A 26,395-nucleotide genomic window follows, 5' to 3' on the forward strand; every position below is an offset into this window, starting at 1 on the left:
TGTATAAGAGACAGGTCCTGACCGGCGATCTTCAGCGGATCGACGAGATCGAACGCACGGAGTTTCTCGCGAAGAATCGGGTTGTTGTAGCCAAGCGGGGCGGCAGCGACGTGACTCGTAAAATCCAGCAAGACGTTGCCGTCGACATCGGTACAGAACGGACCCACCGCGTCTGCGCCAGTGTCCCAGACGAACTCGTAGACGTACGTACTCGGGGCGGCGAACTGGTGGTGGTAGTCGACCCACCGTCTGGCTCGCTCGTCCGGGATCGTCTTGACTTCGGGTTCGACCGTGGCGCGTTCCATGTTGTATGGTAGCGTTCAGCAGTGAAATAGCTCGTCACGAGTTGCGCTACATGACGACGAGAACCGATGCCAGTGCCCCACCGAGCAAGAGTAGTCCGCTGTATTTCGCGACCTGCTTTCGAAAGTCGTGGTTCGGCGACGTCGACGCAAGCACAGCCTTGACGACGATACTCGAGACCGTCGCAAGCAGAATTGCGATCGTCGCCTCAGCGGGGCCGAGTTGGCCGCCCCGATAGAGGACGACCGCGGACGTGGTCGCACCCGCACTCGAGATGAAGCCGCTTGCGACAGCGGTCGCATAGAAGCCAAGCGTCCCGAACCACGTCTCGGCGAGCGATCCGAACACGAGGACGACGAGGAAGACGGCACCGAACGCGAGCGCGTTCAGCATCGAGAACGGACTCTGGAGATCCATCGGCCCGGATTCGTGCCAGTCTGCGGTGATCGCCGCGATGGCGAACGCCAGCAGGATGACAGCGCCGAGCGGGACGATCGCCTCGAGGAGGACTGCCGTCTCGCCACCCATGGTGAAGCCGACGGCGATCGCGAGGTTCCGCGCCGCCATCGCCGCGTTCGCGAGCAAGATCGCCGCGACGGCATAGGAGGCGGCCTCGGGCCGCTGATTGACGTGATCGAGCATCGTTCCGACGACGGCCGTCGATGAAGCAAGCCCGCCGAAAAAGCCCGTCACGGCGATGCCGCGGCCGCCGTACGTCGAGACGATCGCGTAGTTGACGATCCCGATCCCTGCAACCGCGACGACCATCAGCCAGATCACCTGTGGCTCGAGTGGCAGCGTCAAGCCACCGATCTCGAGGGAGATCTCGGCGGGCAACAGCGGGTAGATAACAAAGGCCAGAATAGCGAACTCGGTGGTCGAGCGCATCTCTTCGTGAGAGAGCCCCCACGCGAACTCGTGAAGTTCGCGTTTGAGGACGAGCAACAGCGACGAGAGCACGGCGACCGTGACTCCCTCGAGGATCAATCCGGCGGCGACCAGCGCCCCGACGCCGTAGGCGACGAGCATCGAGACGGAGGTCGTCAGCGAGAGACCAGTGTCGTCGCTCAACAGCCCCTGAACCGCCAGCAACACGCCCTGAATAATCACGAGCACGCCGCCGAGGACGAGCAATCCGTCACCGATGCCGGTCTCGAAGGTAAACAGCGTAAACACCGCCCCGAGGAGACTGATCAGGGAAAACGTTCGGATGCCGGCGGGTTTCTGGGACCACTCACGCTCCAGTCCAAGAAACATGCCCAGTGCACCGGCGAGTGCGATCCGCAACACCGTCTGGTCCAGTGGGGCATCGACGACCTGAAGCGAGACACCGTTCACCGTTCACCGTATACTGTGGACCCATATATACTGTCGGCCGACAGTCACCGATTCGGAGCGACCAGCCGATTGGGTGGCTACCACGTTCGGAGCGGGCAGTATCACCGATGGCCACCGCAATCGACTGTCGACGGATACTATCGCGCACTCGCGTACTCGCGTTCACCGTCGCGAAGTCGGCGACCGTCTCGCGGGCAGTACTCGTAGGCCGACTCCGACGTTCGAAACGAACACTGTGGACAGTGTCGTACCGTCTGCTCAGGTGTTCCGTCCGCCCGTCCGAAGCCGAACAGAAACGGGACGAACGGGAGAAACAGAAAGAACAACACGGTCTCAAAGAAGATCCAGGCAGCGACACTGATGCCGACGCCGAGAACCAGCCCCGCGAACGCGGTCGTCGTTCGTGACCGAACCACGTCCTACAGGTCGACGTACTGCGCTTCCCACTCTCGGCGAGCCTCGAGTTCCCGGCGGCCGCGACGGGTGAGCGTATAGAAATTCGTCCGGCGGTCACGACGCCCCTTCTCGACGAGTCCTTTGTCGACGAGCGTATCGAGGTTCGGATAGAGCCGACCGTGGTGAATCTCCTTTTCATAGTACTGTTCGAGCTCTTCTTTGATCGCCAGTCCGTGAGGTTCCTCCTCGCCAGCGATAACGTACAGCAAGTCTCGCTGGAATCCTGTCAGGTCGTACATTGGGAAAGTACCAATTCCACTTACTGTCGAATTTTAATAAGGCTATCGGGTTGTTTCGATCGAAACAACGATATTACCGATGAGAATCGCCGTTTCAGCGCGTCTCGAATGATAATCACCATGAGGGGTTCAACGCAGCGAATACATAGCATCGAAGTCATGTTTACCGTCCATGTGGATCGTTTATGGATGATTATACGAACGAAACAGGGGACGCGAGGCTGTGAAAGTCGGTACCACGTGCCTGTCGAAAAACGCAGTCGCTGTTCAGTTGTGTTGGTTGGAAACAGGAAAGCAGATCGCGTGACGGAAAAATGTCACGCGATCGCTTGCCGCCCTGAATTGGTCCCCGCTGACGCTTCGGCCCTCCAAGCGAAGCGTCACGTGAAGACTTCCGCTGAGTCTACTTAAACCTAACGACACTGGACGGAATTACGATACGTTTCAGCGGCGGTCGAGCTCAGATGTGTTCCTCCTCGAGGACCCAGCCAAGCGCACGCTTGTAGTACGTGAACATCTCTCTGACACCCTCGTGGCGCATGTCCTCGCTCTCGAGGTGTTCTTTGAGAAACTCATACTGCTCGCGGATCTCGTCTTCATCTCGCATACACAGGGCTACACGCTGAGTGCGCAAAAAACGGTCGCCAAGCGGTGTGGCAATCAGTGCTTGGTAGCGACGTGACAGCACGTGTCGTCTCTTTCAGTGATCAGTCGCCGGTTTCGAGCCGACAACAGTCGTCTGTGCGGCCCTCGCACGGTCCGTTCTGCGTGGTGTCACGCCGTGATACCGACTGCGGTCGTCACTGCTCGTCGATCACCGATGCCGCCGTCCGTGATCGGGTATGGAACACCGCCACCGAATCCGAATCGGTCACTCGAGCGACCGACGGCGTTGATGAGACCGCGATTCGCCTGCTCGAGTCTCGAGGGACGACGAGCGAGCAGCAACCTGAGAGTGCGTTGTCGAGTCGCGTTGGGACCGGGCACCCAGCCGATTAGCTGTCGTTCTCGTCGTCGTCTTCGGTCTCGTCGTCGTCTTCGGTCTCGTCGTCGTCTTCAGTCTCGTCGCCGTTGGCTGCCTCCTCGCCGAGCGTCAGGGTCACTTCTTCGTCGGCGCCAGCGATCTCGACGTCGTCCTCGGCTTCGTCGCCTTCGTATTCCGCCATGACGGTGTACTCGCCGTCTTCCAGGTCGTCGAACTCCACCTGGCCGTCTTCGTCGGTTTCGTCCTCCATCGCATCGTCTTCTTCGTCGTCCATCTCCTCGTCGTCTTCCTCGTCCTCCATCGCGTCGTCTTCTTCATCGTCCATCTCCTCGTCGTCTTCTTCGTCCTCCATCGCGTCGTCTTCTTCATCGTCCATCTCCTCGTCGTCTTCCTCGTCCATCGCATCGTCAGCGTGCTCGAGTGTGACGAGCGCACCCTCGACGGGTTCAGCCTCGTCGTCTTCGACGGTGACGGTCAGCATATACGTCTCGTCACCGTTCTCGAGGTCGTCGTCCATGTCATCGTCCATGTCGTCGTCCGGAGCGGTGTCGTCTTCTTCCTCTTCGTCGTTACCGTTATCGGCACAGCCAGCGAGTACGAGCGCAGTTGCAGTCCCGGTCGCGGTCACGAACTTTCGTCGGTTGAGTCTTGGGTCGGACATATCTCTGGGTAGGACGTTCCCGCTGGTTTCAGTGCGGCCTGCAACTGCCGTCCGTTAATGACCTATTGAACAGCTTGACAGCCCGTGTGACCGTCACTGGTTTCGTACCGTTCGACGAGTAACCCACGCGTGACGGCCCGTAACCATCACTCCCGCCTGATTTTAGTTTCCAGCTCATTCATAACATAATTGTAGTATCAGTACCATGTTTGGCTCGTGAAACGACGGATCGTCCTCGGCTTCTCGTTTGCCCTCCTCCTCCTCCTCGTGCTGATCGCCGTGATCGGTAGCCGGGAGATCGTGGCAGAACTCTCGAAGGCCAGCCCTCGAGTGCTCAGCCTCGCGTTTCTCTCGGGGCTGGGCGCGCTGCTGTTTCGCGGGCTGGTCTGGGAACGGTTCATCGGCGTCGTCGACGAGACGATGCCACGCAGGCAGATCATCCAGATCTTTCTGACGGTCATGTTCGTCAAATACGCGACCCCCTACGGGCAACTCGCGACCGAACCGTTCGCGGCGTATCTCGTCTCGCGTGATAGCGAGATGGCGTATGAGGGCAGCCTCGCGAGTATTCTCTCCGCAGATCTGTTGAACTACATTCCCTACTACACGTTCGGCTTCTTGGCACTCGGCGTTCTGGCGGTCGACGACATCTCCGGCACAGACATGCAGACACAGATCGTCGCGTTCACCGGGCTGTTCGTCGTCATCGTCTCGGTTGTCTACGTCGCCGTTCGCCGATCGGCTGTCGTCTACCGACTTGTCCTCGCCAGTACCGGGCTCTGCCGTCGCGTCGTCGGCCGGGTTACCACTCGCTTCGATGAACAGCTCTCTCCCACTGCCGTTCGATCGCGACTGGATGGGTTCTACACGACGGTCGGAACGATCACAGCGGACAGACGCACGCTCGTCTTCACGGCCGTCTATGCCCATCTCGGAATGGTCTGCCTGATGCTTCCTGTCTATATCGGCGCACTCGCGCTGGGATACCAACTCGCATTGCCCGTCGTCGCCCTCGTCGTCGCGCTCGGAAAGCTGGGAGCGATCGTCCCGGCACCCGGCGGCACCGGCGGTGTCGAGGTGATCGTCACGGCTGGACTCACCACACTCGGCGGCCTCGAGCCGGCTGCTGCCGTCACGATCGCACTCATCTACCGGGCCAGTACGTACTGGCTCACGCTCGGCATCGGTGGGCTCTCCACCGCGAAACTGCTCGTCGGGCGTCCATCGAACAGCTAAGAGACTCCAGTGTGGTTTTTGGGCTGGCATACGTAGTGGGGCACATGAAAGTCCGGGGTGAGCGTGAGTGCACGGAGTGTAGCACGCGATGGTCGTACTACGAAACCGGGAGCGTCGGCTGTCCAGCTTGTGGCAGCCTTCGCAGCGTTGGGATCGACGAGCGCACCGAACACACCGATCTACAGGTCGCGTTCGATCTCACGCCGGTTCGAAACGCGATCGACGAGCTCTCGACGAATGATCTCGCTGCACGGGCCCGCGAGGAGTGTCGCGAGTACATCCGTCGTCGTGGCTTCGTCAACGCCGGCACGCTCCGGGAACTCGACGACGCGTATCTCGCCGCCAGCGAACTCCGACACGTCGCCGACATCGTCGGCCGAGATGTTCTCCTCGAGGAGCGCGAAGAACTCTACTTCCTCGCGTTGCTCCGTGACGCCGACACCGGCGAGCGGCCACCGGCCGCTGAAGTTCCACCGAGCCTGCGGAGTGCTCGCGGTCTCGCCGCCGCAAACGCCGTCCGCGAGTACCGCCGTGACGTCCGGACGTGGGCCGCGGACCGCGACCTGACGAACGCCGAGCGAAGCGCACTCGAGACCCTCGGCGAACACGTCACCCGCATCCGGATGCTGGACGGCGACGTCGACCCGCAGACGGCCGACCGATTGATCGACGCCACTCGCGACCTCGCAAACGGGCTGCGAGGTGACGAGGTGGCGTTTACACAGGCCCAAGACAGACTCGAGAGCCTCGAGTTCGACGAAACGGAATAGAAAAGAGATCGTAAGCGACGGCTCAGGGCAGGTCGACGTCGATGTCTTCTTGCAGGCTTGCGGCTTTGACCGTGTTGTAGAGCAACATCGCACGCGTCATCGGGCCGACGCCGCCCGGAACGGGCGTGATGGCGCTGGCGGGTTCTTTTGCGCTCTCGAACTCGACGTCGCCGACGAGTTCATACCCTTTCTCGGTGTCAGCATCCACACGATTGACGCCGACGTCGATGACGACCGTTCCCTCGCTGATCATCGAGCCGTCGATGAGTTCGGGGACGCCGACGGCGGCGACGACGACATCCGCACTGCGAGTCTTCGCGGCGAGGTCGTCAGTTCGGGAGTGACAGACGGTCACCGTCGCGTTGCCGTCGTCGGCTTTCTGGATCAGTAGGTTGGCGAGGGGTTTGCCGACGATATCCGAGCGACCGACGATCGTCACGTCTTTGCCCTCGGTGTCGACGTCGGCGGACTCGAGCAACTTCTGGACGCCGTGGGGCGTGCAGGGTCGGAATCGGGCGTCGCCGGCGACGAGTCGGCCGACGTTTTCGGGGTGGAAGCCGTCGACGTCTTTCGCGGGGTCGACACGGCGGATAACCTCCCGATAATCGACGTGATCGGGGACGGGGGCCTGGACGATGTAGCCGTGAACGTCGTCGTTGTCGTTGAGATCGGCGATGGTGTCGTACAACTTCTCGGCTGGAGCGTCGCCAGCGACGTCGACGTGGTGGCTCTCGATGCCGACCTCCTCGCAGTCGCGCTGTTTCATGTTGACGTACGTCTGGCTGGCCGGGTCGTCGCCCATCAGGACGGTCGCGAGGCCGGGTCGAGCACCCGCGTCGGCGAGTGTCTCGATTGCGTCCGTCAGATCGTCACGAATCTCACTTGCGACGGCGTTGCCATCAATGATCTCGGTCATTACTCGAGTGGGTGGCCGCGAGGCTAATCAACCCTCGGGTTCGTGCGCAGAACAGCCGTCAATAGGACCACACATATGCACGGTCATGGCCATAATCCGTTCAGAACCGCTCATCGAGGAACGACGTAATCGCCTCGTTGACTCCGTCCGGGGCCTCGAGGGTTGACGTGTGGCCCGCGTTCGGAATCTGTTCCATGCGAGCGTCGGGGATTTCAGCCAGCATCGGCTCGGCTCGCGAGGGGTCGATCGACGGATCTTCCTCGCCGTGGACGACGAGCACGGGGACATCGATCTCCGCGAGTCGGTCCGTGACGTCCGGGCGCTCGAGCCAGGAGTGCAGTTCGTTGTAGACCGCTGCGCCGGGGTACGTCGCCCACCGATCGATCCACGCCTCGACGAGCGCGGGGTTCATCTGGCGCGTCGTCTCACCGAAGAGGTAGCCGGCGACACCCTCGGCCAGCGACCGCGGCACGGGGTCGTGCGACCTCTCGAGTGGCTCGACGAGTTGGCCGTAGGTCTCGCGTTCGGCGGGTTCGTGGGGTGTCGCCATCGAGTCGATCAGGAGTAGCCCGTCGACTCGCTCGGGATAGGCAAGTGCAAAGCGCAGCGCCATGAACCCGCCCATCGACATCCCGCCGATGACGGCGCGTTCCTCGCCGAGGCCGTCGAGTACCGCGGCACAGTCACCGGCGAGATCCACGAGATCGTACGTCGACGCGTACTGATCCGTCCGCGCCCGCAGGTCGTAGGCGACTGCGCGGTAGTCGGGGGCCAGCGCCTCGAGTTGGGGCTGGAACATCGTCCGGTCCATCAGGGTCCCGTGGGCGAAGACGACCGGCTGTCCCGCGCCGACGTCGGTCGTCAGCGCGTCGGTTCTGGTCCGGTACATCGTCGTCGCGGTCGACTCAGTCATGCCACACGAGAACACGACACAGCACAAAAAGATACGCGAACCGGACAGTCTCGGTTCAGTGACGGACGTCACGAGTGGGACCCGTCGCCGAACGGGCCCAAACGGGCGCGTTACTCGTACAGCGGGTTGGCGTCACACAGCGACTCGACTTCCTCGCGGACCTCCGCGAGGACGGTCTCGTCGTCGGGGTTGTCGATGACGCGCGTGATCAGATCGGCGACGGTGCGACAGTCGTCCTCGTCGAAGCCACGCGTCGTCAGGCCGGGCGTGCCGGCACGGATGCCGGAGGGATCAAAGGCCGAGCGCGTCTCGCCGGGCACCGTGTTCCCGTTGAGGACGATGCCGGCGTCCTCGAGCGCTTCTTCGGCGTCGCCGCCGGAGGTGTCGGGGTGGCTCTCGCGCAGGTCGACGAGCACGAGGTGGTTGTCGGTGCCGCCCGAGACGAGTGAGAAGCCGTTCTCGACGAGTTGCTCGCCGAGGGCCTTCGCGTTAGCAACCGTCTGGGAGGCGTAGTCCTCGAACTCGGGCTCGAGTGCTTCTTTGAAGCCGACGGCCTTGCCGGCGACGTTGTGCATGAGCGGGCCGCCCTGTCCGCCGGGGAAGACGGCGGCGTCGATGTCGTCGGCGTACTCCTCGTCGCACATGACGATGCCACCGCGACCGGCGCGGATGGTCTTGTGCGTGCTGCCGGTGACGAAGTCGGCGATACCGACCGGCGAGTCGTGAACGCCGGCGGCGACGAGCCCCGTGATATGGGCGATGTCGGCGAGGTGGAGCGCGTCGACGCTGTCGGCTGCCTCTTGAATGCGCTCCCAGTCGATCTCGCGTGGATATGCGGAGTAGCCCGAGACGATGATGTCCGGCTCGAACTCTTCGGCCTGCTCGGCGAGCCCCTCGTAGTCGACGTAACCCGTCTCGGCGTCGACTTCGTACTGCTCGACGTCGTAGAGCTGGCCGACGAAGTTCGCCGGATGGCCGTGGCTGAGGTGGCCGCCGTGGGTCAGATCCAGCGAGAGGATCTTATCGCCGGGCTCGAGCATCGCGAAGTAGACGGCCTGATTGGCCTGCGTGCCCGAGTGTGGCTGGACGTTAACGTGTTCGGCACCGAACAGCTCCGTGGCGCGGTCGATCGCGAGCTGTTCGACCTCGTCGGCGAACTCACAGCCGCCGTAGTAACGCGAGCCCGGATACCCCTCGGCGTACTTGTTCGTCAGGGCACTGCCCTGTGCGTCGAGGACCGCCTCCGAGACGTGATTCTCGCTGGCGATCATCTGCAGCGACTCTCGTTGGCGATCTACCTCTCCCTCGAGTGCATCAGCGACGGCGGGATCGACGTCCCGGACGTGGTCGTGTTCCATGTCCGATGTGCCGGCTGGCGGCAGTATAAGTGTACCCGTCTTCGGCGAGCGATGGGGCAGGTCCACACGTGACTCAGAATGACTATTCAGCGAGGTTTCAGGAGAACCGTCGCTGGCGGTTCGAAACGTCCGTAGTACCCGTCATATGTCGGTTCAGAACCGACCCGATACAACTAACTTTCCCGAGCGACATTCAGCGTATCGAATGATAGAGTGGGGAGTCGACGGGGAAACGCTCCGTGTCAGAGACGCCGACAACACCACGGTGTCGGTTCACGGTGCTGACCCCGTCGTCGAGACGTCGGCGACGGAGTTGCCGCGTCCGGTCGAGGAGACACTGCTCGTCACGACGGACGAACTCGAGTTTCCCCATGCGATCACCTACGCGTTCTCGCTCGAGTCGAGCGAGCGACACGAACTCGAGCCGAGCGAGTCGTCGCTTGCACTCTCTGCCGGCGAGTACATCGTCGACATCGACACGGAGATCAAGATATACCTCCAGTTTTCGGGCGCAGCAACGATCGAGCGAACCGAGGACCTCCAGTCGATCAGTGTCTCGTTTCCAAAGCGGACCACGGTGACCATCGGCTTCAGAAGCCACCACGAACTTCCGACGGGAACGATTACCGTTCCCGACTCGCCCGATGCGGTTGCAACAGCACTCACCCACCTCGCTGCATCACACAAGACGGACAGTCCGGATCGAACCTATCCCACCCTTCGTGGACATCCGCCGCTGCTCGAGCGCGGCGACTCCCTCGATATTCCGGACCACCTGCAAACGACACGGTCCGACTCCGGGATCGAGGTCGTCGTGCCGCCGACCTACGACGCGCTGTTCGTCGTTGCGCCACTGGCGTACTATCTGCAGGCGACCATCAGAACCTGTTGTCCCGCTCGGTGCGAGAGAGACCACCCACGGCTTCGCCTTCCCGACCTCGGGATCGAGACATCGCTCTCACCGATGCCCGACCTCGAGCGCGACGTCGAGCGGCTGTTGCGCAAGACGTTCTTTCTCGACTGTCTCGTTCGCAACGCCGGCCCCTACGGCACGAATCTGGCGGAACAACGCGTCCTCGAGACGCTCGAACTCGACGCGGCCACTCTCTATGCGGCCAGCCCACAGCAACGGCTCGCGACCTATCTCGAGGTCCCCTACGAAGCGATCGAACACCGGCTCCCGGAGTGGCATCTCTCGATGTACGTCGCCCCCGAGTACGACACCGTCGAGCAGCTTCCGTTCTTGCTCGATCGACTCAGCCTGCTCTACATGCCGCGGACGTCCACACTCGAGGGCAAAGAGCTGATCGAGCGCTCGCTGGCCGATTTCTATCGCGGTGGTGGGAGCCCGGACAGTGGCAGACACGACAGAGCAAGCGCCAGAAACGTCGCCTCAGTCGACATCGTCAAACCAGACCTCCGAACCGGGCGAGTGCACGGCTGGCTCGCTGACGGGGTGCCGATCGACGTCTTCAAGACCACACCCGAGGCCTACCGCAACCGACTCGACTATCTCGAGCGCTCGAGCGAGTCGACATCGATCTGTGTCGTCTTGAACGACTCAGGAATGGCCGGCGAACACGACGATGTCGCCGACATCTATCGCCAGCGCGCCGATGAGCTAGCGATAGACGTGACCGTCGCCGAATCGCTCACGACGGCCGAACTCGCACGTGTCTTCGAACACGGCTACGAGTTCGTCCACTACATCGGCCACTGTGAAAGCGGTGGCCTGCGGTGTCCGGACGGCTCGCTCTCGACGGCGAGTCTCGACCGCTGTAACGCTCAGACGTTCTTTCTCAACGCCTGTGGCTCCTACTACGAGGGGATGCAGCTGATCGAAAAGGGAAGCGTCGCCGGTGCGGTGACGTTCACCAAGGTGTTGAACGACCACGCCGTCAAAGTCGGCTCGACGTTTGCGAAGCACCTCGTCAACGGATTCAGTATCGAGCGCGCACTCGGGCTCGCACGCAGCCGAATCATGATGGGCAAAGACTACGCCGTCGTCGGCGACGGCACCCACTCGCTCATCCAGAGCGACCACCGACTCCCGATCACCATCACCGTCGACGAACTCGAGGACGAGCGCGATCGATATCTGGTCACGCTCGACTGTTATTCGACCCGCGTGACCGGCTCGTACTACTTCCCGCACACCGAAGCCAACGAGTTCGCCTATCTCTGTGGAACCGAATCGAGCTTTACGCTCGAACAGTCGAGCGTTGTCTCGTTGCTACGCGAGACCGACGCGTCAGTCATCTACGACGGCGACCTCTACTGGTCGGAAACGCTGGCACAACAGTTCGCAAAGTGAACGCGCTCGTCGGTGGTGATTCCGAACGGAGACGATCACTCGAATCCGTGATCGTGGGCGGATGTCCCGTCTTCGACCCTACGAGAAGAGCCGACCGAGCGTCGAACGGAGCCAGCCGAGCACGCCAGCGGAGCCGTTGTCATCGTCCGTGGTCGCCGGTGTACCCGTCTGTTTGTCAGTACCACGGCGTGTTGGACCCGTTTCGTGGTCCCCATCCGCTTCAGCCTCGCGGTCGGCGGCCGGCTCGCTCTCGACGGTCGCCGCCGTCTCCTCGCTGTCGTCGGTCGCCGCTGGTGCCTGTTGGTCGTCCACGTCGTCGCTCGAGGCCGACTCCTGTGTCCCTGTGTCCGGGTCGACAGCGCCGCTTTTGGCGTCGATGGGTTCCGCGTCGTCGATGCTGGCGACAGCCGAGTCGGTCTCCACCGAGTCAGCGGCCGGCTCGGAGACGCTCGAGTCGCTCACGGCTGGACGTGGGTCGTCGCCGGCAGCGGGCTCTGCCGGCGTGTCGGTCTCGGCTTCGGGCTCGACAGTGTCCGCCACTGACGGGCCAGCGTCGTCGTCAGCGGCCGACGTGTCGGTCTCGGCGTCGTCGTCGGCGTCGATCCAGAGGAACTCCCGCTCTTTCGTTCGATCGGTCAACAGCATTTCTTCGAGGGCGTCCTCGTCGACGAGGGAGTCGTCCGCAGCCGGCTCCGGTTCGTCCGCGCTCGCGATGATGTCTTCGGGACTCTCGCCCTCGAGAACGCCATCGATGTCGTCGGACGCGGCGTCGCTGTTCTGGAGGTTCCCGAAGACGGTCGCAGCCGTCTGGTCTTCGACACCACCCTCGGACGGCTTTCGCTCGTCGGCCGTCGATTCCGACTCGTCCGTCGCGTCCCCGTCGACCGGCTCCCCCTCCGGTATCCCCTCCTCGAGATCCTCGAACAGATCGTCGGTCGCCGCCCCGACGTCGAGTGTCCCGTCACTCGAGTTCGTGTTTATCGTACTATCAGTCATAGGCTCCTTCCGTGATATTACATAATCGCACAACTTTAACGTTCGGAATTTTTTCACTGTCGACAAGCGAGACTGATACCGTATTAGTGTGACGGCCGTTTTCGGGGATCGACACGGTAAGAATATTACAAACGTCCAAAAGTACCGCATCCGATGGTCGAGTATCCAACTCGTCGTTCCGGCGGACTCGAGCCCGGGCGTGAGCACCGAGATATAACAAGGGGAGACAGCGGAGGACAACCGGCACAAACCCTATTACTCCCCGTATTGAAGTGCAAGAGTTGCTATGACTGGCATCGAGTACGACGACTTCCTCGACCTCGAGTACGAGCCCACGGCGACGGATCTCGTCTGTGAGTTCACGATCGATCCCGCCGACGGGATGTCGACGGAGGCGGCGGCGAGCCGGGTCGCCTCGGAGTCCTCCAACGGAACGTGGGCCGCGTTGCACGTCGACGAGAACGAACTGACCGATCTAAGCGCGGTCGCGTGTGCGATCGACGGCCACGAGATCACCGTCGCCTACCCCGACGCCCTGTTTGAATCGGGGAGCATGGCTCAGATCCTCTCGTGTATCGCGGGCAACATCATGGGGATGAAAGCGGTCGAGACGATCCGCCTCGAGGACTGCCACTGGCCCGAGTCCATCGTTTCCGGCTTCCCCGGCCCGCAGTTCGGGACCAGCGTCGCCCACGAGAAACTCGACGCAGGCGATCGACCGATCCTCGCGACGGTTCCCAAACCGAAGGTCGGGCTCTCGACGGACGCCCACGTCCAGATCGGCGAGGACGCCTGGCGCGGCGGCGTCGACCTGCTGAAAGACGACGAGAATCTCACGGATCAGTCGTTCAACCCCTTCGAGGACCGACTCGCCGACAGCCTCGCCGCTCGAGACCGCGTCGAAGAGGACGTCGGCGAGCGGAAAGACTACCTCGTGAACGTCACTGCGGAGACGAACGAGATGCTTGAGCGTGTCGACCTCGTCGCCGAACACGGTGGCGGCTTCGTCATGGTTGACGTGATCACCTGTGGCTGGGCGGCCGTCCAGACGGTCCGCGAGCGCTGTGACCGACACGACCTCGCGATCCACGCCCACCGCGCCATGCACGCCGCTTTCGACCGTCTCGAGCACCACGGGGTCTCGATGCGCGTGCTCGCCCAACTCGCCCGCCTCTGTGGCGTCGACCACATCCACACCGGCACCGCCGGGTTGGGCAAACTCGCAAACGAGGATACACCGGGGATCAACGAGTGGCTCACGTCGGACCTGTACGGGATGAACCCGGTCCTGCCCGTCGCCTCCGGCGGCCTCCACCCCGGTGTCGTCGACCAGTTACTCGACGCGCTCGGTACGGACATCATCGTTCAGGCCGGTGGCGGCATCCACGGCCACCCCGACGGCACGTACGCGGGCGCGAAAGCGCTCCGGCAGTCGGTCGAGGCGAGCCTCGAGGGCGTCTCGCTCGACTCCTACGCCGACGAACACGACGAACTCGCGACGGCACTCGAGAAGTGGGGTGCCGAGACGCCGCGATAGGGTCTCACGTCCGGTCGACGAAGGCGACGATTCGCTCGGCGATCTCTTCGCCGGCGTCCTCCTGCAGGAAGTGGGCGGCTTCGTCGATCCAGACGTCGGGCTGGTCGCTCGCGGTCGGAATTAGCTCGCGCATCGAATCCCGGAAGCCGGACATGATGGGATCGTTCTTCCCGAAGAGGACGAACGCCGGCTTCTCCCAGTCGGCGAGTCGCTCGCGGGCCTCGGCGAAGCGGTCCGCACCGGGTTCGTCCGGCGACTGGGGCACCAGCCCCGGAAACGTCCGGACCCCGGCCAGCGACCGTTCGTCCGGGAACGGCGCGCGATAGGCCTCGAGGACGTCCGCCGGGAGATCATTATAACAGCCGTTCTGGACGATACGACCGACATCTAGCTCCTCGGCCGTCGCGACCGTCTCGGCGAAGCGGTGCCAGATCTCGGGCATCTCCTGGGTGCCGTCGGGGAGGACGGTGTTCATCGGCACCAGCCGCGCGAATCGCTCTGGTTCGTCGGCGGCGAGCGCCAGTCCCAGCAGGCCGCCCCAGTCCTGGCAGACGAGGGTGATGTTCGTCAACTCGAGTTCCGTGACGAACGTCTGCAGGGTCTCGTAGTGCATCTCGACGGTGTAGGCGTCACGGTCTTCGTACTTGTCCGACCGACCGAAGCCGATGAAATCGGGCGCGACGACGCGACCGCGCTCGGCCAGTGTCGGGATCATTTTTCGGTAGAGAAACGACCAGGTGGGTTCGCCGTGGAGACAGAGGAACGTTTCGTCGGCGTCATCCGCCGATTGTCCCGCCTCGACGGACGCCATCCGGACGTCACCGACGTCGACGTAGTCGTGGTCGTAGTCGAATTCTGGTAGCTCCTCGAATCGCTCCTCGGATGTCCGGATAACCATGATCGTGCTATGATATCTCACCACACAAGCGTTTGGAATGACGAGTCGCTGTCTCCGAGACAGTGTCAACCAAGATGCGGATGTGGCTCAGTCCACCGATGCTGGGGACTCGAGCCATCACGGACCCTTCTCGTTCGCTGCGGCCCGTGACGAACGTCCCGGCGATGCTTCCGGAGCATACGACCGGCACAGCCGCGGATAGCAGCGACATACGGCTTCCCCGGATGTTGCAAATAACGCGACATTCCACAACAATTATAATGTCGTTAACCACCATTCCGAGTATGGTTTACGAGACAGACAACAAGACGGTCGACGATGCCCTCGAGCGAGTGCTCTCCGGTGAGCGACTCGATCGGACCGACGGGGTCGCGTTACTGGCTCAGCCGGTCGAGGCGCTCGCGGAGGCTGGCGCGGCCGTGCGCGATCGCTTCGGTGACGGCACGGTCGACGCCTGCTCGATCGTCAACGCAAAGGCGGGCAACTGCGCCGAGGATTGTGGCTTCTGTGCGCAGTCAGTCCACTTCGACACCGGCATCGACACGTACGATTTCATCGGCCCCGAGAAGGTCTTAGAAGCCGCAAAGCGGGCCGAACGCGACGGGGCCCAGCGTTTCGGCATCGTCGTCGCCGAGAAGGGCGTCTCGAAGCAACACCGACCCGAGGAGTGGGAAGAGGTTCTCGAGGCCATCCGACTCGTCAGAGACGAGTGTGCCCTCGAGATCGACGCCTCCCTCGGCATTCTCACCGAGGAGGAAGCCGAGATCTTGGTCGAGGAGGGGATCAATCACTACAATCACAACATCGAGACCTCACCACGATACTTCCCCGAGATCGTCGACACCCACAGCTTCGAGGATCGGGTGCAGACGCTCGAGATCGCCAAGGACGCCGGCATGGATCTCTGTGCTGGCGTTATCCTCGGCATGGGCGAGACGCCGACCGACCGCGTCGACGCGGCGATCGCGCTCCAAGAGATCGGCATTTCCTCGCTCCCGGTGAACGTGCTCAATCCGGTCGAGGGAACGCCGCTTGCCGAGCAGGGAGCCGCCATCACGACCGAGGAGATCGTCAAGACGGTCGCGGTGTACAAACTCCTCCATCCCGAGTCGCGGGTGCGGCTCACCGGTGGTCGCGAGGTCAATCTCGCGCCCGACGAGCAGCATCTCCCGCTCGAGGCCGGCGCAGACGGCCTGCTCACTGGCGACTACCTCACCACGGAGGGCCAGTCACCCGGCGACGACATCGAGATCATCGAACGGGCGGGCCTCGAGCCGAATCAGGAGACAAACGAGTTCGACCCCGAGGCGGTCAAGGCTCGCCACCGCGACGCCGCGGAGTCGTCGACCGACTCGGCAGCGAGTACAGGCGCAGAACCGAGCGACGACTGACGACGAGACAACCCACAGAGACACATGGACGAAATCACGTTTGCAGTAGTTGGAACCGGTGGAATCGGCCGACGAGCACTCGAAGTGAGCCAGTACAAAGACGCGCTGACCCCAGTCGCGGCGTGTGACCGCCACGGCACCGCGATCGATTTCGACGGCCTCGACGTCGACGAGTTGCTGGCAGCGACGGAGGGCAACATCGACAACGAGGTCGCGACGGACGGCGGTGAGCGGACCGACGGTCCGCGATCCTCGACAGGGTTTCGCTCTGACGGCGGTGAGCGAACTGACGGGTCGCAATCTTCGTCGGGTCTCCGTTCTGACGGCGGTGCGGGTGCGACGGCCGCTGAAGGCGGCGTCAAACAACACGGCGAAAATAAAGGCGTCGTCGCCTCCGAGCAAGCTCAGCCCAGCGAGGATTCGATTCAGGACGTTATCGACCACGGCGACGGGATCGACGCCGTCTTGCTGGCACTGCCGAACTACGAACACGACTTCATCCCGCGAACCGCCGATCGCTTCCTCGAGGGCGGCTACTCGGGCGTCATGATCGACGTGCTCAAACGCTCGCGCGTGATCGGTATGCTGGACGAGCGCCGCGAGTCGTTCGAGGACGCCGGTGTCACGTTCATCTGTGGCGCTGGGGCGACGCCCGGCCTGCTGACCGGCGCGGCTGCACTCGCAGCCCAGTCGTTCGTCGAGGTCACCGACGTCGACATCCACTGGGGCGTCGGTCTCAAATCGGGCTACGAGGACAACCGCGGGACCGTCCGCGAGGACATCGCTCACCTGCCCGAGTACGATATCGACACCGCTCGAGAACTCTCCGACGAGGAGATCGAAGCGATCATCGACGACCACGACGGCGTCATCGAGTTCGAGGACATGGAACACGCCGACGACTGTCTCTTATACACNCCGACGAGGAGATCGAAGCGATCATCGACGACCACGACGGCGTCATCGAGTTCGAGGACATGGAACACGCCGACGACATCCTGCTCGAGCGCGCTGGCGTCTGCGATGCCGAGGACGTCACCGTCGGCGGCATCTTAGACGTTCGCAGCGACGAGAAGCCGACGACGACGACCGTTTCCGTGACGGGGCGGACATTCGACGGCGAGACGGCGACGAACACGTTCCAACTCGGCGACGAGACGAGCATGGAAGCCAACGTCAACGGCCCGGCGCTGGGGTATCTGCAAACTGGCGTTCGACGGAACCGGGCCGGCGAGTACGGCGTCTTTGGCCCCGCGGAACTGCTGCCCGGGTTCTAACTAACGTGTGCCGAACCGACGGCAAACGGTCCGGAACGGCGGAAGTCGTCTCTTTCGAGACGAGACAGACGAGCGCGGACACAACCCGAATCCAGGCAGAACCGTGAGAGTGAAAGCATGGCGATGATACCGTTCACCCGAATGGAAGACCGCGGGTTCGACCTCGAGGCCCGACTCGAGCGGCTCGAGGATGCGACGCTGAAACGATCGTTGTCACCCGTCGACCGGGTCGCCGAGCGGGGCTACTTTGCGGCTCCCGCCGGCGGCGGCCTCCCGGTCCTCGAGTCGGACGAAGCGCTGGTGTTCGCCGCGAACAACTACCTCGGGCTGACGGACGACCAGCGTGTCCAAGATGCGGCTCGGCAGGCCGCTGCGACCGTCGGCACGGGTGCCGGCGCGAGCCGACTCGTCACCGGCGACACGATGGTACACCACGATCTCGAGCGGCTGCTAGCCGAGACGAAAGGAACCGAGCGCGCGCTCGCCTTTTCCTCGGGGTACGCTGCGAACGTCGGCACGATCACGGCCCTCGAGCCGGACGTGATCTTCTCCGACGAACTCAATCACGCGAGCATCATCGATGGCTGTCGTCTCACGAGTGCCGAGACGGTCGTCTACGATCACTGTGATGCCTCGAGCCTGCGTTCGAAACTCGAGGCGCGAGCGGCCACGGCCGACGGTGCTTCCGAGTCGTGGTTGATCGTCACCGACTCGGTGTTCAGCATGGACGGCACCGTCGCCCCGCTGACCGAACTCTGCGACCTCGCCGAGGAGTTCGGCGCGTGGGTGATGGTCGACGAAGCCCACGCAACCGGACTCTACGCCAACGGCGGTGGCGTCGTGCAGGCGGAGGGACTCGAGGATCGAATCCAGATCCAGCTGGGGACGCTTTCGAAAGCGCTCGCGAGCCAGGGCGGCTACGTCGCGGGCAGCGAGGCGCTGATCGAGTGTCTGGTCAACGACGCTCGCTCGTTCGTCTTCTCGACCGGTCTCGCCCCGCCGGCCGCCGCGGCCGCGAGCGAGGCGCTCCACATCGCCCGCCACAGCGACGCTCGAGAACGGCTCTGGGAGAACGTCGCCCACCTCCGGGACGGCCTCGAGTCGATGGGCTATACGGTCGTCGGAGACTCACAGATCCTCCCCGTGCTCGTCGGCGACCGACAGGACGCCCTTGCACTTGCGGACGGACTTCGGGAGCGAGACGTCGTCGCGCCGGCGATTCGGCCACCGACGGTCCCCGAGGGAACCAGCCGGATTCGAGTTGCGCCGATGGCGACGCACGACCAAGACGACATCGTCACCTGCCTCGAGGCGTTCCGGGCGGCGGGTGAGGACATCGGGCTAATCTGACCGATGAGCGACCCGATCGCCGTCGTCGGCACCGATACCGGCGTCGGCAAGACCGTTGTGACGGCGGGCCTGACGCGCTGGCTGCGCGAGCGAGGCGTCGACGCGCGGGCGATCAAACCCGCACAGACTGGCTTTCCGCCGGACGACGACGCTGGGTTCGTCACCGAGGCGTGTGGCGACCCCGACGCCGCGACCTGTTGTCGATACCTCGAGCCGCCGCTCGCGCCGCGCGTGGCCGCCGCACAGACTGGCGAGGAACTGACGTATGGCTCGGTTCTGACGGCCTGTGAGAACGTGATCGCCGAGACCGAGCGCCCGATCATCGAAGGCATCGGCGGGCTCCGCGTGCCACTCGCTGGCGACCACGAGGTGATCGATCTCGTCGACGATCTCGAGGCGACGGCGCTCGTCGTCACCCGATCCGGACTCGGCACACTGAATCACACCGCGCTCTCGGTCGAAGCGCTCGAGCGTCGCGGGATCGACGTTGCCGGAATCGTCTGCAACGAGTACGACGGCGCGACAGTCGCCGAGCGAACCAACCCGGCCGAACTCGAGCGAATGACTGGCCACGACGTCGAAACGGTGCCACCGCTCGAGGGCGAGACGCCACAGGCGCTGGCCGACGGCGTCGCTAACGGGCTTTCGGCGGCGTTTTTAAAACAGATCGGACCGGACGACTGATGTGACCTAGTCAGCCGACGGCATCGGCCGCTCCTTGCTGGCTACCCTTGGCCCGCCGTCGATCGAACTGTCGAGTCCAGTCTCGTACAGGTCGATGAACTCGGTGACGATTTCGGACTTTCTGTGCTCGACCTCGAGGTGCACGTGGAGGGGCGTCCGTTCGTCGTACGTTGCCGTACAGAGGGGGCAGCGATGTCGGTTGTTCATTCGCCACTCACCGGTACGTGTTAACATGGCTCTGCAACGTAATAGTGTTGGTTGTAACTGTCACCGACATGTCCTCGCAGATACCAGTCCGGCACTGCAGCGAGCTACATGAAATCGCTCAGTCCGGCCTGTCCGTCGTCGGTGTCGTCGGCCGCCGGTTCCGAAGCGGTCGTCTCGGCCTCCGACTCCGCGGCTGCCGCAAGCGTCTCCTGATCGCTCGAGCCGTCTCCAGCGTCCGTTTCGGTTTCGGTGGTGTCAGTGTCGTCGCTCGAGTCGCCGGCATCGAAGAAGGCACCGCCGGAGTGTTCGACCGTCTCCTCGGCCAGCAACTCCTTGGCGTCCTCGACGACTGACTGGACCTTGTTGGTGTCTTTGCCGCTGCCGGTGACGAAGGAGACTTCCTTTTCGTCGAGTTCGTAGACGGCGGCCATCTGGACGGTCAGATCGCGGTTTTTGCAGTGGTGGGTCATCGCCGAGAGGAACGGGAGGATCTCCCGCCGGGCGGTCGCGACGCTCGTCCCTTCGCGTTCGGCGATGCGTTCGGCGATGGCGTCGCGGGTGTTTCGAGTCCCTTTGGTCCGGCCGAGTTTCGACCAGTAGCTCGGCGGGCCATAGCGAGTCCAGCCCCCTTTCGAGCCGCGCCGAGAGGCGGCGACACCGGCGGTCATGTTGTCGGTCGCGTACCGCCAGTAGGAGTAGTTCTGGGTCGCCCGAACGCGGCCAAGCCAGCGGTCGGCGTTCGAGAGGAACTCGTAGGCGTCGGCCAGCTCCGCCCCCTCGTAGTCTTTCGGCACGTTGTCTTCGATCCAGTTCAGCATCTCGTCGGGGTTTTCGTCGACGTCGTAGGACGCTCGGAGCGCGCCTTCGGCGTCCTCCTCTTTGATGAGCGCATCGAGGAAGTCGAAGATCCCTTGAGTGGTGTCGCGTTCGCTCGTGACGACGTCGTCGACCGTGAGCCGGCTGGTCTCCTCGGCGACTGCCTGCAGGTCGTTGACCGCCGACCGCAGGTCGCCGCTGGTCGCGTCAGCGATCTTCTTCAGCGCCTCCGCCTCGAACTCGATCCCCTCACGTCGGCAGATATCCCGCAACACCGGGACGATCGATCGCTTCGAGACGTCACGGAACTCGACCGTCTCACAGGCGTTTCGCAGCGACTGGCTCATGTCGTAGAACTCGTTCGCAACGAGCACGATCGGCTGGTTCGCGTTCTTGACGACCCGTGTGACCTCCCTCGAGCCGCCGTAGTCGGCGTTGCCGTGGAAGTTGTCCGCCTCGTCTAAAATGACGAGCCGGCGACCAGCGCCGCCCGCAGTAAGCGTCCCGCTCTTTGCGGCCTCACCCGCGATACGTTCGATAACGTCGGCCTGACGATTGTCGCTGGCGTTGAGTTCCATGGCGGGCCAGCCCAGATCGTTGGCCAGCGCATGTGCCGCGGAGGTCTTCCCGACACCCGGACTGCCGTGGACGATCACCGCCTCTCGGTGGTCGTCCCACGTCCGCGCCCACTCCTCGAGTTGGTCGCGGGCTTTGTTGTTCCCCCGTACCTCCGACAGCGTCGTCGGACGGTACTTCTCGGTCCAGTCACTCATTGTCGGTGGTAGGTGGAAGGCGCGTTTAGTGGTTCCGGAGCGTCACGCTTCGACAACCGATCTTCAGTAGCTACTTGAGTCGACCGGATGACGGGAGCATATGAGCGGCCGTGGGCCAAAACGGGAACTCGCAGAGAAAATCGCCGGGGAGATCACACTGAGCGACGACCCCGGGGCGACGCTTCGGAAGTGGCGAACCGATTTCGGCGTCTCACAGACCGATCTCGCGTCGGAACTCGACATCTCCTCGTCGGTGGTCTCCGACTACGAGAGCGGCCGTCGTGAGAGTCCTGGCATCGGCGTCGTTCGCCGTCTCGTCAAAGGGTTGCTTGCGATCGACGAGCGACGGGGTGGCGATCGCATCCGGCAGTACGGTCGCGTGCTTTCAGCCGGCTTCGAAAGTGACATCGTCTACGACCTTCGGGAGTATGCCACGTCGATCCCGCTCGTCACACTCTACGACGACATCGATGCGACCGAGATCACGACCGGCAACACCGACCGCATCAGCGGCCACACCGTTATCAACAGCATCGAAGCAATCACCCGGCTCTCGAGCGAGGAGTTCTTCCGGCTGTACGGCCAGAGCACGAACCGCGTGCTGGTGTTTACGGGCGTCACTCGCGGCGAATCACCGCTGGTTGCCCTGCGCGTCGTCAACCCGACGCCCAACGCCGTGATTCTCCACGGCATCGACGAGGACGAACTGTGGGACCACGCGGCCGATCTCGCCCGGATCGACGGCTACTCGCTTGCCGTCACGAACACCGAACTTGACGACTTACTCGAGTATCTCGTCAGCTTGGAGTAGAACGAGTCGACGAACGGAGGACCACGATATGCTCGATCGAACGGAACGGCTGACTGTCGCGCTGACAGTGATTTTCGTCGGAACGTTAGCAGCGACGGTGTACGCAGACAGTCCAGCGGTATGGCTCGGCTGGGCAACGGCGATGGTACTGCTCGCCGGCAGTGCGCTCGTTCTCGCGAACCGTGCTGAGCCGCCGCCGGAGGATTGAGACGGATGCTGTCGGCACTGCCCGCCACACACCGACCTCGTTACCCGTGATCGGAACGCCAGCCCGTCTCAGGCGATCTGGTCTTCGTACTCCGCGGCACTCAGGAGGGCATCGAGTTCGTCGAGGTCGTCGGCCTCGAGTTCGAGCATCCAGCCCTCACCGAACGGATCGTCGTTGACGAGTTCGGGAGCGTTGAACAGTTCCTCGTTGACCGCCTTTACGTCGCCGCTGACGGGCGCATACAGGTCCGAGACGGCTTTGATCGACTCGATAACGCCGAGGTCGCCGTCCTGCTCGAGGTGGTCGCCCTCGTCGGGCAGTTCGACGAAGACGACGTCACCGAGTTCGTCCTGTGCGAAGTCGGTGATGCCAACGCGAACGACGCCGTTTTCCTCGAGTGCCCACTCGTGCGATTCTAGATACCGTCTGTCGTCGGGAATGTCGAAGCTCATTATACTGTGTCGATGAAGGGTATCGTTTCAACTCTTGCTTTTTTCGACTGGCCGCGGACGACGACCTGCAAGGTCGTCCCCGGCTCTGCGTAGTCGGCTGGAACGTAGCCGAGGCCGATCGGTTGGCCCAGCGACGGACTCATCGTCCCGCTGGTCACGGTGCCGACGACCCGGCCGTCGGTGTTCGTGATATCGTAGCCGTGTCGTGGAACGCCGCGGTCGATCAGCTGGACGCCGACCAACTGCTCCTCGACGCCGTCGTCGTGGACCTGCTCGAGGGCATCCCGGCCGACGAACTCGGTCTCGAGGGCGACGGTAAAGCCGATGCCGGCCTCGTAAGGCGTTCGTGGATTCGACTCGAGGTCGAAATCCTGCCCGGCGAGCAGGAAGCCGGCTTCGATCCGCAGCGTGTCTCGAGCGCCGAGTCCGCAGGGCTGACACTCGATGAGTGACCAGATGTACTCGGCTTCCGACCACGGGACGAGCAGTTCGAAGCCGTCTTCGCCGGTGTAGCCGGTGCGGGCGATCCAGCAGGTTACGTCGTCGATGGTCGCATACTGGGCCCCAAAGCGGTCCAGTTCGGCGACGGCCTCGTCGGTGAGGTCGTCGACGAGCGCTGGCGCGTTCGGTCCCTGCACGGCGAACATGGCGTACTCGTCGGTTCGGTTGTCGATCGTTGCCTCGAGGTCCCACTCGTTTCGGTAGCTGATCCAGCGTTCGTGTGTTTCCTCGTCGGTGCCTGCGTTCGGAACGAAGAGATACGTCGGCTTGCCGTCGCTGCCACTCGACGCCGTCGCAGGCTCGTCCGGCAGCCGGTAGACGACGGTGTCGTCGATGATGATCCCCTCCTCGTTGGTGATCGCAGCGTACTGGGAGTCGCCGACTTCGAGTCGGGTGACGTCGTTCGAGGTGAGCCGTTGCATGAGTTCGGTCGCGTCCGGCCCGGTGACGTGAATCTGACCCATATGCGAGACGTCGAAGATGCCGACGTCCTCACGAACGGCCGCGTGTTCGGTCTGGATCGAATCGAACTCGACCGGCATATCCCAGCCGCCAAACTCCGTAAACTTCGCTCCGCGCTCGTCGTGCGCCCCACGTAACGGCGGCGTCTGAAGCGGCATACTCGAGACGACACGCCCGGAGTAGTAATGTCTTTTCGTCGGTCGACCGGCGGTGTGGCCGGTCACACCTCGCGTCGCGTTTCGTCACATCTATCTCGCGGCCGTGGAAACGCCAGTACATGTTCGACCACGTTCGCGCCCGGCTCGCCCGCCTCGTCGGTCCCGACACCGACCGCGAGACCGAGCCGACAGTGGGCCTGTTCGTCGACGGGCCGAACGTCTTTCGCGAGGAGTTCGACGTCGACCTCGATGACCTGCGAGATGTCGCCCGAAACCTCGGCCACGTCGGCGTCATCCGGCTCTATCTCGACGAACACGCCACACCCGGGCTCATTCAGGCCGCCGAAGCCCGCGGCTTCGAAGTGATCATCACCAGCGGCGACGTCGACGTCAAACTCGCCGTCGATTCGACCGCTCTCGCCGGCGACGGCACACTCGACCGACTCGCGATCGTCTCTCGAGATACGGATTTCAAGCCCGTCCTCGAGCACGCGGGCACCCTCGGCGTCGAAACGATCGCCATCGCCCCGGGCGAGTACGGCCGCTCGGACGCGCTGCGAAACGCGGCCGACGAGGCGATCACGCTCGAGTCTTGAGGTGGGTACTGTCACACCCTCTGGTGCGCATCGGTTCTGATATTGACTCGGCAAGTAGAGGGGACGCATGTACCAACGAAAGCGACCGTCTATCTGAATTTTAGCAAAAATAACGTGCGAGAACAGTGAACAAGATCTCACTATATCCAGATCAAATCAGTAAAAATATTCATAAATTAGCCGACGACATGTATTATGGGCTCTGAAAGTTACTCTCCGGGACCAGTCGTTCGATCTCTTGGGGCCGTTGCCTCTCGCACGAATAAATGGTGGTATCTTCCAGTACTGGCTGGTGCTAGTTCCCTGCTTTTGACGCTTGTAACACCTCTCACTGCACCACAGACGGATGATGCAATTTTGGTGTTCGCCTTTTTGACGGTTCTTCCCACCACACTTCTTTCAATTCCCGCCATCATATTTGATATACTCAATAAGTTTGAGGAGACTCTGCCTCCTGGAATTTTTCTTTATCCACTTGGGCTGATTATGGCTCTGTTTACAAGTACTATGTTTATCATTCCAACAGTTTGTATTTATATCCTCATCTGGGTATGGCCCGGCAAGAACTGTAAACCGAGATTATCGGCTTGTAGATAGCATCACCGACTTTTAACCTGCCAAGTACACTCTCTGACTGATTAATTCGCGATATCTCAGCCGAGAAAATAGAATGGGTTTGCTGCACACATTCTCTGTATTCATCATGTCTCTTTGTAAATGTGATCTGATTGGTACACCTCTCATCGGTCAGCGCGTACCCGCAGTGAACGCATACCTCGAGTACAGACACATCTACGTGATCAGCTCTCGAGGCCACCGAAAAGCAGGCTTGAAGTCACGCTCGTCCCACAGCCGAAGCGTCCGAAGTCGGTGACTTTTCCCTCACGGCACACACAGTAGCGGCTATGATCGACGAGACGCCGGTGCTCGACAACCACCTTCATCTCGATCCGGACCACCATCGCGGTATCGACGCCGTCCGGGACTTCGCCCGCGTCGGCGGCACCCACCTGCTCGTGGTGAACAAACCCTCGTGGCATCTCGGTGTCGAAGCCGAGACGGGCGAGGACTTCCGCGCCGTCTTCGAGCGCACCATCGAGGTCGTCGAAGCGGCCTCGAGCGAACTCGAGGGACGAGCCTGGCCCGTTCTCGGCATCCACCCCGGACTCATTTCGCGCCTGGTCGATGACCGCGGCTTCAGTCCTGACGAGGCGCGTGACCTGATGCAGGCCGGGATCGACGTCGCGGCCGAGTACGTCGACGCGGGCGAGGCGCTGGCGCTGAAATCCGGCCGGCCCCACTACGAGGTCGACGACGCTGTCTGGACGGCCTCAAACGCCGTCATGCGCCGCGCGTTCGAGCGCGCGAGCGAACTCGGGTGTGCTGTCCAACTCCACGCCGAGGGAAGCGAGGAGATGACCGAGGTCACAGAGTGGGCCGAAGACGTCGGCCTCCCGGCACACAAGGTCGTCAAACACTACGCGGGCGGGCGACTCGAGGGGCCGATTCCGAGCGTGATCTGTGACAAAGACGAACTCGAGACGGCGGCCGAACGCGGCGAGCCCTTTTTGATGGAGACCGACTACATCGACGACCCGGACCGGCCGGGAGCCGTGTTAGGACCGAAGACGGTGCCGCGGCGAGTGCAGTGGTTCCTCGAGAACGGCCATGAGGACGCCGTCCGAAACGCCCACGTCGAAACACCCGCGCTCGTCTACGGTATTGATACGGTAAACACCCTCGAGCAGGCCTAAAACCCACGATACGGGTTCGTTCGGATCGACGCACA

At 62.8% G+C, this 26,395-nt stretch carries 26 protein-coding genes and 2 pseudogenes; 12 read left to right on the plus strand and 16 right to left on the minus strand.

The annotated features are described in order from the left end of the window. The 7 genes and pseudogenes from C495_RS13945 to C495_RS13965 all read right to left on the minus strand — a co-directional run. Positions 1-305: pseudogene (locus C495_RS13945) on the minus strand (aminotransferase class III-fold pyridoxal phosphate-dependent enzyme); the annotation flags it as partial. Between the two features lie 46 nt (positions 306-351). After that, positions 352-1,641 carry an MgtC/SapB family protein gene (locus tag C495_RS13950; RefSeq protein WP_008163999.1) on the minus strand — a complete coding sequence of 430 codons (1,290 nt, stop codon included), beginning with the start codon at positions 1,639-1,641 and terminating at the stop codon, positions 352-354. A gap of 137 nt (positions 1,642-1,778) precedes the next feature. After that, a complete protein-coding gene (locus C495_RS13955) occupies positions 1,779-2,057 on the minus strand; it encodes a hypothetical protein (RefSeq protein WP_008164001.1) in 279 nt (92 codons plus the stop codon). A 3-nt stretch (positions 2,058-2,060) separates the two neighbouring features. Further along, complete coding sequence (locus tag C495_RS13960; protein ID WP_008164003.1) at positions 2,061-2,336, minus strand: PadR family transcriptional regulator; 276 nt, start codon at positions 2,334-2,336, stop codon at positions 2,061-2,063. Between the two features lie 460 nt (positions 2,337-2,796). Further along, positions 2,797-2,943 carry a hypothetical protein gene (locus C495_RS18150; protein WP_008164005.1) on the minus strand — a complete coding sequence of 49 codons (147 nt, stop codon included), beginning with the start codon at positions 2,941-2,943 and terminating at the stop codon, positions 2,797-2,799. A gap of 167 nt (positions 2,944-3,110) precedes the next feature. Then, complete coding sequence (locus C495_RS17875; protein ID WP_161605567.1) at positions 3,111-3,284, minus strand: hypothetical protein; 174 nt, start codon at positions 3,282-3,284, stop codon at positions 3,111-3,113. Between the two features lie 47 nt (positions 3,285-3,331). After that, positions 3,332-3,982: a hypothetical protein gene (locus C495_RS13965; protein WP_008164007.1), complete on the minus strand. Its 651-nt coding sequence runs from the start codon at positions 3,980-3,982 to the stop codon at positions 3,332-3,334. A gap of 216 nt (positions 3,983-4,198) precedes the next feature. Between C495_RS13965 and C495_RS13970 the strand changes: the two genes are divergently transcribed. Together C495_RS13970 and C495_RS13975 are read left to right on the plus strand one after the other, a co-directional pair. Further along, entirely contained in the window at positions 4,199-5,218 is a 1,020-nt protein-coding gene (locus C495_RS13970; protein WP_008164008.1) for a lysylphosphatidylglycerol synthase transmembrane domain-containing protein, read from the plus strand. A gap of 44 nt (positions 5,219-5,262) precedes the next feature. Next, positions 5,263-5,988: a DUF7117 family protein gene (locus C495_RS13975; protein ID WP_008164010.1), complete on the plus strand. Its 726-nt coding sequence runs from the start codon at positions 5,263-5,265 to the stop codon at positions 5,986-5,988. Positions 5,989-6,010: 22 nt separating this feature from the next. Here the strand turns inward: C495_RS13975 and C495_RS13980 are convergent, their stop codons facing one another. The 3 genes from C495_RS13980 to glyA all read right to left on the minus strand — a co-directional run bounded on the left by C495_RS13980 (position 6,011) and on the right by glyA (position 9,175). Beyond that, a complete protein-coding gene (locus tag C495_RS13980) occupies positions 6,011-6,904 on the minus strand; it encodes a bifunctional methylenetetrahydrofolate dehydrogenase/methenyltetrahydrofolate cyclohydrolase (protein ID WP_008164011.1) in 894 nt (297 codons plus the stop codon). A gap of 100 nt (positions 6,905-7,004) precedes the next feature. After that, complete coding sequence (locus C495_RS13985; protein WP_008164013.1) at positions 7,005-7,817, minus strand: alpha/beta fold hydrolase; 813 nt, start codon at positions 7,815-7,817, stop codon at positions 7,005-7,007. A gap of 110 nt (positions 7,818-7,927) precedes the next feature. Beyond that, complete coding sequence (gene glyA / locus C495_RS13990) at positions 7,928-9,175, minus strand: serine hydroxymethyltransferase (protein WP_008164015.1); 1,248 nt, start codon at positions 9,173-9,175, stop codon at positions 7,928-7,930. 205 nt (positions 9,176-9,380) lie between these two features. Between glyA and C495_RS13995 the strand changes: the two genes are divergently transcribed. Continuing rightward, positions 9,381-11,489, plus strand: coding sequence for a hypothetical protein (locus tag C495_RS13995; protein WP_049890367.1), 2,109 nt, complete (start codon positions 9,381-9,383; stop codon positions 11,487-11,489). A gap of 78 nt (positions 11,490-11,567) precedes the next feature. On the opposite strand, the gene C495_RS14000 is transcribed toward C495_RS13995, so the two are convergent. Continuing rightward, positions 11,568-12,485, minus strand: coding sequence for a hypothetical protein (locus tag C495_RS14000; protein WP_008164020.1), 918 nt, complete (start codon positions 12,483-12,485; stop codon positions 11,568-11,570). Between the two features lie 286 nt (positions 12,486-12,771). On the opposite strand from C495_RS14000, the gene rbcL reads away from it, so the two are divergent. Beyond that, complete coding sequence (rbcL, locus tag C495_RS14005) at positions 12,772-14,022, plus strand: type III ribulose-bisphosphate carboxylase (protein WP_008164021.1); 1,251 nt, start codon at positions 12,772-12,774, stop codon at positions 14,020-14,022. A 4-nt stretch (positions 14,023-14,026) separates the two neighbouring features. On the opposite strand, the gene C495_RS14010 is transcribed toward rbcL, so the two are convergent. After that, positions 14,027-14,920, minus strand: a complete 894-nt coding sequence (locus C495_RS14010; RefSeq protein ID WP_008164023.1) for a haloalkane dehalogenase — start codon at positions 14,918-14,920, stop codon at positions 14,027-14,029. A gap of 284 nt (positions 14,921-15,204) precedes the next feature. Between C495_RS14010 and bioB the strand changes: the two genes are divergently transcribed. The 4 genes and pseudogenes from bioB to bioD all read left to right on the plus strand — a co-directional run bounded on the left by bioB (position 15,205) and on the right by bioD (position 19,622). Then, complete coding sequence (bioB, locus tag C495_RS14015) at positions 15,205-16,311, plus strand: biotin synthase BioB (RefSeq protein WP_008164025.1); 1,107 nt, start codon at positions 15,205-15,207, stop codon at positions 16,309-16,311. Between the two features lie 24 nt (positions 16,312-16,335). Beyond that, a pseudogene (locus tag C495_RS14020) lies at positions 16,336-17,588 on the plus strand (transcriptional regulator). Between the two features lie 141 nt (positions 17,589-17,729). Further along, positions 17,730-18,938 (plus strand): aminotransferase class I/II-fold pyridoxal phosphate-dependent enzyme, encoded by a 1,209-nt coding sequence (locus C495_RS14025; RefSeq protein WP_008164027.1) that lies wholly within the window; start codon positions 17,730-17,732, stop codon positions 18,936-18,938. Between the two features lie 3 nt (positions 18,939-18,941). After that, positions 18,942-19,622: a dethiobiotin synthase gene (bioD, locus tag C495_RS14030; RefSeq protein ID WP_008164029.1), complete on the plus strand. Its 681-nt coding sequence runs from the start codon at positions 18,942-18,944 to the stop codon at positions 19,620-19,622. A gap of 6 nt (positions 19,623-19,628) precedes the next feature. On the opposite strand, the gene C495_RS14035 is transcribed toward bioD, so the two are convergent. Both C495_RS14035 and C495_RS14040 read right to left on the minus strand, forming a co-directional pair. Beyond that, complete coding sequence (locus C495_RS14035; protein ID WP_008164030.1) at positions 19,629-19,829, minus strand: hypothetical protein; 201 nt, start codon at positions 19,827-19,829, stop codon at positions 19,629-19,631. Between the two features lie 104 nt (positions 19,830-19,933). After that, the gene (locus C495_RS14040) at positions 19,934-21,418 is read right to left on the minus strand and encodes a replication factor C large subunit (RefSeq protein WP_008164032.1); all 1,485 of its coding nucleotides are present in this window, start codon (positions 21,416-21,418) and stop codon (positions 19,934-19,936) included. Positions 21,419-21,518: 100 nt separating this feature from the next. On the opposite strand from C495_RS14040, the gene C495_RS14045 reads away from it, so the two are divergent. Both C495_RS14045 and C495_RS14050 read left to right on the plus strand, forming a co-directional pair. After that, positions 21,519-22,229, plus strand: a complete 711-nt coding sequence (locus C495_RS14045) for a helix-turn-helix domain-containing protein (RefSeq protein WP_008164035.1) — start codon at positions 21,519-21,521, stop codon at positions 22,227-22,229. 28 nt (positions 22,230-22,257) lie between these two features. Next, positions 22,258-22,437: a hypothetical protein gene (locus tag C495_RS14050; protein WP_008164036.1), complete on the plus strand. Its 180-nt coding sequence runs from the start codon at positions 22,258-22,260 to the stop codon at positions 22,435-22,437. A gap of 68 nt (positions 22,438-22,505) precedes the next feature. On the opposite strand, the gene gcvH is transcribed toward C495_RS14050, so the two are convergent. Together gcvH and gcvT are read right to left on the minus strand one after the other, a co-directional pair. Beyond that, positions 22,506-22,889 (minus strand): glycine cleavage system protein GcvH, encoded by a 384-nt coding sequence (gene gcvH, locus C495_RS14055; RefSeq protein WP_008164038.1) that lies wholly within the window; start codon positions 22,887-22,889, stop codon positions 22,506-22,508. Beyond that, positions 22,889-24,010 (minus strand): glycine cleavage system aminomethyltransferase GcvT, encoded by a 1,122-nt coding sequence (gcvT, locus tag C495_RS14060; protein ID WP_008164040.1) that lies wholly within the window; start codon positions 24,008-24,010, stop codon positions 22,889-22,891. The genes gcvH and gcvT overlap by 1 nt, the downstream gene beginning before the upstream one ends. A 119-nt stretch (positions 24,011-24,129) precedes the next feature. Between gcvT and C495_RS14065 the strand changes: the two genes are divergently transcribed. Together C495_RS14065 and C495_RS14070 are read left to right on the plus strand one after the other, a co-directional pair. After that, positions 24,130-24,606, plus strand: a complete 477-nt coding sequence (locus C495_RS14065) for an NYN domain-containing protein (protein WP_008164041.1) — start codon at positions 24,130-24,132, stop codon at positions 24,604-24,606. 905 nt (positions 24,607-25,511) lie between these two features. After that, complete coding sequence (locus C495_RS14070) at positions 25,512-26,360, plus strand: TatD family hydrolase (protein WP_008164043.1); 849 nt, start codon at positions 25,512-25,514, stop codon at positions 26,358-26,360. Positions 26,361-26,395: the final 35 nt, after the last annotated feature.

Origin of the sequence: Natronorubrum sulfidifaciens JCM 14089 (assembly GCF_000337735.1) — an archaeon.
GTDB lineage: Archaea > Halobacteriota > Halobacteria > Halobacteriales > Natrialbaceae > Natronorubrum > Natronorubrum sulfidifaciens.